Source organism: Enterococcus sp. S183_ASV_20 (genome assembly GCF_018919685.1).
Lineage (GTDB): Bacteria > Bacillota > Bacilli > Lactobacillales > Enterococcaceae > Enterococcus > Enterococcus faecalis.
In genome coordinates, this window is record NZ_JAHLRI010000011.1 from 66,158 (window position 1) to 74,196 (window position 8,039).

Sequence of the window (8,039 nt, forward strand, 5' to 3'; positions counted from 1 at the left end):
ACGCATGATTGTGTTCGTTTTGGATTTTTTGCTTTTGTTTAGCGAATGTATGTTCTATAATAGGGAGGCAGATAGGTGGGATTACGTGAAATCAACGAGAAAAATTGCGGTTCGTCAAGTGGTCGAATTTATTTTAAGGCGGGGAAGTATCGATTCTCGCCATGTGAGTGAACATACACCACAAGAAGGTAGTCGCCTTCATCGAATGTTGCAAAAGGAAGCGGGGAGCCTTTATCAAAAGGAAGTATCTTTAAAAATTGAGGTGCCTTTAAATGGCCATAATTATTGTGTAGAAGGTCGTGCAGACGGCATTTTTGTGAAAGAAACTGGGCAAGTGGTCATTGATGAAATTAAAACATCCGAACCAGCGTTTGAAGAATTGCCGCCAGAAAAGGTCGAATTGTTTTGGTATCAAGCGATGTGTTATGGTCACATGTATTGCCAACAAGAACAACTTTCTGAAATAACGCTTCAACTCACTTATTATCAGACCACCACAAAACAAATCACACGACAAGAACGCCATTTTACAGAAGCTGCATTAGCGGAGTTTTTTACTGATTTGATGAAGCGCTATGAACAGTGGGTAATTTTTAAAGAAGAGTGGCGTATTTTGAGAAATAAATCATTAAAAAATCTTAGTTTTCCTTACGGGGAGTATCGCAAAGGGCAACGAGAATTGGCGGTAGCCGTCTATAAAACAATTCTTAGTAAACAGCGGCTCTTCGTGGAAGCACCAACTGGAACAGGCAAGACAATGTCCACTCTTTTTCCAGCGATGAAAGCAATTGGTGAAGAAGAAGGTGAACGGATTTTTTATTTAACAGCTAAGACCATCACGCGGCAAGTGGCTGAAGATGCCGTCAAAGCGCTGTCCGAAAAACAAGCGCAAACTAAGAGTATTACGTTAACAGCAAAAGATAAAATTTGTTTTTTAACTGAACGAAATTGTACACCAGAACATTGCCCGTTTGCTGACGGCTATTATGATCGTTTAAATGAGGGACTGTGGGATTTATTGCAACATGAAAATCATTTAACGAGAGAGGTTATTGAACGGTATGCACAAAAGCACCATTTGTGTCCATTCGAGTTGTCGCTAGATGCAAGTCTTTGGTGTGATTTAATTATTGGCGATTACAATTATCTATTTGATCCAACGGTTTATTTACGGCGCTTCTTTGAAGAACCCCAAAGTGCAGAAGAGAATATTTTTTTAGTGGATGAAACCCATAATTTGGTTAATCGTTCACGGGAGATGTATTCGGCCGCTATTTCTAGGAATGCGGTTTTGCAAATTCAAAAAAGATTGCAAAAAGAATCTGTTCAATTAAAAAGAGCTTGTCAAAAAGTCTTAACTACGTTTGATGATATTGAAGCAATCTGTGAAGAAAAAGACACGGATTTTTTTGCCCAACGTGCGCCAATTGATTCATTAGTTAAACAGATACATCGATTAACAGAAGTAATTGCAGAATGGTTGCCAGAAAATCAACACATTGAGGAATTGGCGTCGATTCTCAGTTTTTATTTTGATTGTTTAAGTTATCTTCGAATCAGCGAGTACTACGACAACGGCTTTTATACGTCTATTTCTTTGCGAAACTATGACTGCGTTGTGAAACAATTTTGTGTCGATCCGGCTTATTTATTGTCACAACGATTAGATAAAGGGAAAGCGAGTATCTTATTTTCGGCAAGTTTAACACCTCTGAATTATTATCAAGAAGTGCTTGGTGGAGGTGAAGAAAGCCTACGTTATCGGATTCCGTATCCTTTTCCAGAAGAAAATCAATTGTTGATGATTGGTAGTCATCTTCAAACAACCTATAAAAACCGTGAAAAAAGTTATCCACAGATTAGTGAACTTTTAGGGAAGTTAAGTGAAACAAAAACAGGTAATTATTTAATTTTCTTTCCTTCCTACGCCTATATGGATGATGTCTATCAAGTATTTAGCCAACGTTACCCGCAAGTAAAAACTCAAATTCAGGGAACGGACTTAAACGAAAAAGAGCGAGAAGCATTTTTAGCTGAATTTAAAGAGAATCCTCAAGAAACTTTCATCGGTTTTTGTGTTTTAGGTGGTATATTTTCAGAAGGAATTGACTTGAAAGGTACCCGATTGATTGGTACGATAATTGTTAGTGTCGGGCTACCACAAATGAATCCGGAGCAAGAACTGATTCGCACTTTTTATCAAGAAGAGCGAGGGCAAGGGTTTCAATTTGCGTATCAAATTCCAGGTATGAATAAAGTCTTGCAAGCGGCTGGACGTGTCATTCGAGATGCGCAAGATAAAGGCTTTGTGTTGTTATTAGACGAACGATTTGAATTACCAAGTGTCCAGCGTTTCTTTCCGCCGCATTGGTTGACGCATCGAAAGGCAAACACCAATGAACAACTCATTCAACAAGTGAAACAATTTTGGTTAAAAAATAAAGAAAACAAAGGAGGAAACAAATGAAGACCATTTTAGTCCTTCATACAGGTGGGACCATTTCCATGTCGAAAGTAGCAGGAGGAAGTGTTGCCCCGAATGAAAAAAATCCGTTGATGGAACAAGAAGCATTATTTTCTGGCAAGGTTCATTTAGTTGTCGAAGATATCTTCAATATTCCCTCACCACACATGACCTTAGAACGGATGTTTCAATTAAAAGAACGGATTCAAAAAGCTTATTCTGAACCAATTGATGGCGTGGTTATTACGCATGGAACAGATACATTAGAAGAAACTGCTTATTTTTTAGATATAACCTTAGAGAAAAAAATTCCCATTGTTTTAACAGGAGCAATGCGGTCAAGTAACGAAATCGGTAGTGATGGCTTGTATAATTTCATCAGTGCTATTTGGACTGCTTGTTCAGACGAATCGTACGATAAAGGTGTTTTAGTCGTGATGAATGATGAAATTCATACGGCGCGTTATGTGACAAAAACACATACAACGAACGTAGCGACGTTTCGGACGCCAACTTTTGGACCAATAGGAACCATTGCGAAAGAACGTGCTTTTTTTGCGAAAGAGGTCTTACCGCAAGAAGTTTGCGATGTTTCTTCTGTGAAAGGAAATGTTCACGTAGTGAAGGCCTATGCAGGGATGGGTGAACGGATGTTTGAATTATTAAACACCCCAGAAACGGATGGGTTAGTAATTGAAGCGTTAGGTGCGGGCAATTTACCGCCAGAAACGCTCCCAGCATTACAAAAAATGCTAGATAACGGGATTCCAGTCGTTTTAGTTTCTCGTTGTTCCAATGGCATTGCTGAAGATATCTATGATTATGCTGGTGGTGGCGTTGGCTTGAAAAAAATGGGGGTCGTTTTTGCCCGTGGTTTAAACGGACCGAAAGCGCGGATTCGTTTAATTGTTGGTTTAAACAGCGAAAAAAATCCTGCAGAGTTAAAAGAATTTTTGGAACAGTAACTAATTTTAAGGAGAAAATAAATGAAGCTGTTTGAACGCATTCATCAAGATACTGAAATTCGACAAATTTATGATGCAATTGGTCAAATGGAAGATGAAGAAGCTGGGTGGGCATACCACAATTGGTTTCATGTAACCAATGTCGTGGCCATGACGGAAATGATTTTGAAACAACTTGCTGTTTCAGAGGAGTATTTAGAAGCGGCAAAAATTGCGGCACTGCTCCATGATGTGGGTGCGCTACAAGGAAAAGCAGGACATGCGCTTCGGGGGAAACAATTTGCAGAAGCATATTTTCGTAAGCAAAAGATTTGTTTGCCTTATCAAGAAGAAATTTTATCTTCTATAGAAAATCATAGTAATGGCTTTGATTCGGAAGAGTTAATGACACTAGCGCTAATCATTAGTGATAAGTTAGATATTACAACCTCTCGTGTTGCAAAGGCTGGTTATTTCGCGCCGGGAATGCGGCAACTTCAATTTTTAAAGAAAATTGAAATTATGCTTTCAGAACAAGAGGTTTGTGTCTCGTTTACGGCAGAAGAAGAACTGGATTTAGAAGAATTAAATGCGTTTTATTTTATGCCAAAGGTCTTCAAAGCAATTGCCGCTTTTTCAGAAAAAATTCAACGCCGACCAATCGTTTTATTGAATAATCAAGAATGGGCAGTACCAAAACAAAAAAATCCTTCAACTATTCATTAACAGTTGAAGGATTTTTTTAGCGATAATTGTTAAACTCAAGAGCCATTGGTAAATCTAATTCTCGTAAAAGAGCCATGACTTTTTGTAAATCATCCCGACTTTTTCCAGTTACCCGAATTTTGTCTTCTTGGATTTGTGACTTAACTTTAATCCCAGAGTTTTTGATAGCTGTGTTGATTTTTTTCGCATTTTCTTTATCAATACCACTGATTAAATCACCATATTGGCGAGCGGTACCGCCTAAGGCTTTTTCACTTTCTGAAAAATGAATATTTTTAATCGGAACATTGCGTTTGACTAATTTTCCAAATAAAATATCCTTCACTTGCTCGACTTTATAATCATCTTCAGCTACGACTACTAATTTATCGTTTTCCAATTTAATATCAGCAATTGACCCTTTAAAGTCAAAACGATTTTTCAATTCTTTCAAGGCAATTTGAATCGCGTTTTTGACTTCCTCCATATTGACCTCTGAAACTACATCAAAACTTGCTTCTTTTGCAGCCATGTAAAAACCTCCTAAAATATTCTTTGCTTCATCATATCATGAAATAGTAAAAAAGGTTAGGCTAGAATCATTTTGAATAGAGAAATAAGAAGATCAGTTTTTAGGGATATCTTCCCGCATTCTTTCATGGAAACGTTGCAAAAAAATTTTTTTCAATGTTCGCTTTTAGCCCCTTTTCTTTTAGGATAGAACCTGTTATTCTAAGTCAGAAGAATAGCGAAGGAGCGAAGAAAAATGAGTCGATTGGTTAGTACTTACCAAAGGAATGAATCGATAAAAAAAATAGCAGTGATGGCGATAACCGCTTTGACTTCTGCGGTCGGTTTGAATTTCTTTTTGATTCCGGCAAAAGTTTTTTCGGCAGGGATGAACGGAATTGCGCAAATCATTGCTACATTATTATATACAAATTTAGGAATCCATATTAATACAGGGATCTTCATTTTATTTTTAAACATTCCCGTCTTCATTCTAGGGTTTGTAAAATTAGGGAAACAATCAACGATTCTTAGTTTCATCAATGTTATTGGCATTTCCGTTGTCACTATGTTTGTGCCAATCGTAACAGTCACAACGAATCCTTTGATGAACGCAATTATGGGTGGTGTCTTAGTTGGCGTTGGCGCAGGGCTTTCATTGAAAATGGGCTTTAACACTGGTGGCATGGACATTATTTCACTGATTCTTTCAAAAACAACAGGGAAAACCGTTGGTAATTTTATGTTCTTATTGAATGGTATTATTGTGCTGTTGGCTGGTTTTGTATTTAACTGGGAAAGTGCGTTGTATACTATTATTTCTATTTACTGTTTGAGTCAGGTGGTCGACATGATTCATACCAGTCACCAAAAAGTCACAGCAATGATTGTCACCACGAGACCAGAAGCTGTTGCCTTAGAAGTTTCTCAACAAATCGCTCGTGGCATGACCTTGTTGCCTTCAATCGGCGGCTATTCAGGTGCAGAAGGTCGGATGATTATGATGGTCATTACTCGCTACGAGCTCTATGATTTAGAACAAGCAGTTTACAGTATCGATGAGAATGCCTTTGTAAATATTTTACCAACACAATCGGTTTTAGGGCGTTTTGCCAATGAAGATGAACAACGGATTTTTCATAGTACAGGAACATTTCCTGAGCTTCAATCTTACAAGGTGAAACGTTATCCGCCAAAGAAAAAATTAAAATAGCAAGTCGGCCTTCAGGTCCCAAAGTGATAACGGGAAAACTGGAGGTTTTTTTATAAAAATGAAGGTTATGTGAAAGAATAGACAAAAATTTTCTGAAAAAGGGAATTTTACTAGAAAAGTGTCAGGAATTCTGCTAAAATAGAACCGTTGGTTAGGGAACACCTAACAAATAAAGTTTTTAAAAACTTAGGAGGAATTTTTTATGCCAGTAGTATCAGGAGCAGAATTCTTAAAAGCAGCACGTAAAGGCGGCTATGCAGTAGGTGGCTATAACACAAATAACTTAGAATGGACACAAGCGATTTTAGAAGCAGCAGAAGCTAAAAAAGCACCAGTTCTAATCCAAACATCAATGGGCGCTGCTAAATACATGGGTGGCTACAAAGTAGCTAAAGACATGATTACTAATTTAGTAGACTCAATGAATATCACAGTTCCAGTAGCAATTCACTTAGACCACGGTGACTACGAAGCTGCTTTAGAATGTATCGAAGTTGGCTATACTTCAATCATGTTTGATGGTTCTCACTTACCATTCGAAGAAAACTTAAAATTAGCGAAAGATGTAGTTGAAAAAGCGCACGCTAAAGGTATTTCTGTCGAATGTGAAGTTGGTTCAATCGGTGGTGAAGAAGACGGAATCATCGGTACTGGCGAATTAGCTGATATCGAAGAATGTAAACAAATGGTTGCTACAGGTATTGACTACTTAGCATGTGGTATCGGTAACATCCATGGTCAATATCCAGAAAACTGGAAAGGTTTAGCATTTGATCACTTACAAGCGATTGCTGAAGCTGTCGGTTCTGATGTACCTCTAGTATTACACGGAGGTTCTGGTATTCCTCAAGAACAAATTGAAAAAGCAATTTCAATGGGTATCTCAAAAGTTAACGTAAATACAGAATTCCAATTATCATTCGCTAAAGCAACACGCGAATATATTGAAGCTGGTAAAGATTTAGAAGGTAAAGGATTTGACCCTCGTAAATTATTAGCACCAGGTAAAGCTGCAATCATCAAAGATGCAGAAGAACACATTGATTGGTTCGGTTCAGCTAACAAAGCTTAATCAACTAGTTACGTTAAAGACAGCCACAGCACGTGGCTGTCTTTTTTATTTTTTGTTATTTTTTCATTCTATTAAAATACCTGAGAAGTTTTCTTTTTTCTTAAGCTTGATTATGATAGAATGATTGGGTAGTTTATTTAGAAAACGTATATTACAGATAGGTGAGAATATAAATGAAAAAAATCGTAATCAATGGGAATCGTCCATTAAAGGGCGAAGTAACCATTAGCGGCGCCAAAAATAGTGTGGTCGCTTTAATTCCAGCTGCTATTTTAGCAGATTCGCCCGTGACTTTAGATGGCGTTCCTGACATTCAGGATGTTCACTCATTAATTGAAATTTTAGAAATTATGGGTGCTAAAATTACTTTTGAAAATAATACATTAATTATTGACCCAACAGAAGTTGTTTCTGTGCCTATGCCAAAAGGAAAAATCAATAGCTTACGTGCATCCTATTATTTTATGGGCTCACTTCTTGGTCGATTTGGGGAAGGCGTTGTCGGCTTACCTGGCGGTTGTTACTTAGGCCCTCGTCCAATTGATTTACATATCAAAGGGTTTGAAGCATTAGGCGCTCATGTAACCAACGAACATGGGGCGATGTACTTGAGAACAGACGAAGCTGGCTTACAAGGAACACGAATTTTTATGGATATGGTATCTATTGGCGCTACAATCAATGTCATGTTAGCCGCAGTTAAAGCCAAAGGCAAAACGATTATTGAAAATGCTGCGCGTGAGCCAGAAATTATTGATATTGCTACATTATTAAATAACATGGGTGCAAAAGTTCGAGGAGCTGGAACGGACGTTATTCGGATTGAAGGTGTCGAAGAATTACATGGTTGTCGTCACTCGATTATTCCAGATCGAATTGAAGCTGGGACTTATTTAGCTATGGCAGCAGCTATGGGTGAAGGAATCAAAGTTCGAAATGTTATTTATGAGCATTTAGAAAGCTTCATTGCGAAATTGCAAGAAATGGGCGTTAAGATGACAATTGAAGAAGACATGATTGAAGTTCATCCGTCACATGATCTGAAAATGACAACGGTGAAAACCTATCCGTATCCTGGGTTTGCCACAGACTTGCAACAACCGTTAACGCCATTACTTTTAAAAGCGCAAG

Annotated in this window: 7 protein-coding genes; 6 read left to right on the forward strand and 1 reads right to left on the reverse strand. The window is 37.9% G+C overall.

Translation table 11 applies throughout. From position 1 onward, the window contains the following. Positions 1 to 4 precede the first annotated feature (4 nt). Genes KQI94_RS06080 through KQI94_RS06090 form a run of 3 tightly spaced genes read left to right on the forward strand, consistent with a single transcriptional unit; the run spans position 5 to position 4,134 of the window. A complete protein-coding gene (locus KQI94_RS06080; RefSeq protein ID WP_002390094.1) occupies positions 5 to 2,467 on the forward strand; it encodes a helicase C-terminal domain-containing protein in 2,463 nt (820 codons plus the stop codon). After that, complete coding sequence (locus KQI94_RS06085) at positions 2,464 to 3,429, forward strand: asparaginase (protein WP_002357976.1); 966 nt, start codon at positions 2,464 to 2,466, stop codon at positions 3,427 to 3,429. The genes KQI94_RS06080 and KQI94_RS06085 overlap by 4 nt, the downstream gene beginning before the upstream one ends. 21 nt (positions 3,430 to 3,450) lie before the next feature. Then, positions 3,451 to 4,134, forward strand: a complete 684-nt coding sequence (locus tag KQI94_RS06090; RefSeq protein WP_002390096.1) for an HD domain-containing protein — start codon at positions 3,451 to 3,453, stop codon at positions 4,132 to 4,134. 16 nt (positions 4,135 to 4,150) lie between these two features. Here KQI94_RS06090 and KQI94_RS06095 read toward each other — a convergent pair whose 3' ends face one another. Continuing rightward, positions 4,151 to 4,645 (reverse strand): YajQ family cyclic di-GMP-binding protein, encoded by a 495-nt coding sequence (locus KQI94_RS06095; RefSeq protein ID WP_002357974.1) that lies wholly within the window; start codon positions 4,643 to 4,645, stop codon positions 4,151 to 4,153. 234 nt (positions 4,646 to 4,879) lie between these two features. Between KQI94_RS06095 and KQI94_RS06100 the strand changes: the two genes are divergently transcribed. The 3 genes from KQI94_RS06100 to KQI94_RS06110 all read left to right on the forward strand — a co-directional run. Next, positions 4,880 to 5,836 carry a YitT family protein gene (locus tag KQI94_RS06100; RefSeq protein WP_002381974.1) on the forward strand — a complete coding sequence of 319 codons (957 nt, stop codon included), beginning with the start codon at positions 4,880 to 4,882 and terminating at the stop codon, positions 5,834 to 5,836. Positions 5,837 to 6,038: 202 nt separating this feature from the next. Then, positions 6,039 to 6,908 carry a class II fructose-bisphosphate aldolase gene (locus tag KQI94_RS06105; protein ID WP_002357972.1) on the forward strand — a complete coding sequence of 290 codons (870 nt, stop codon included), beginning with the start codon at positions 6,039 to 6,041 and terminating at the stop codon, positions 6,906 to 6,908. 173 nt (positions 6,909 to 7,081) lie between these two features. After that, positions 7,082 to 8,039: UDP-N-acetylglucosamine 1-carboxyvinyltransferase (locus tag KQI94_RS06110; protein WP_216454337.1), on the forward strand; the 958-nt coding region annotated here is incomplete at its 3' end.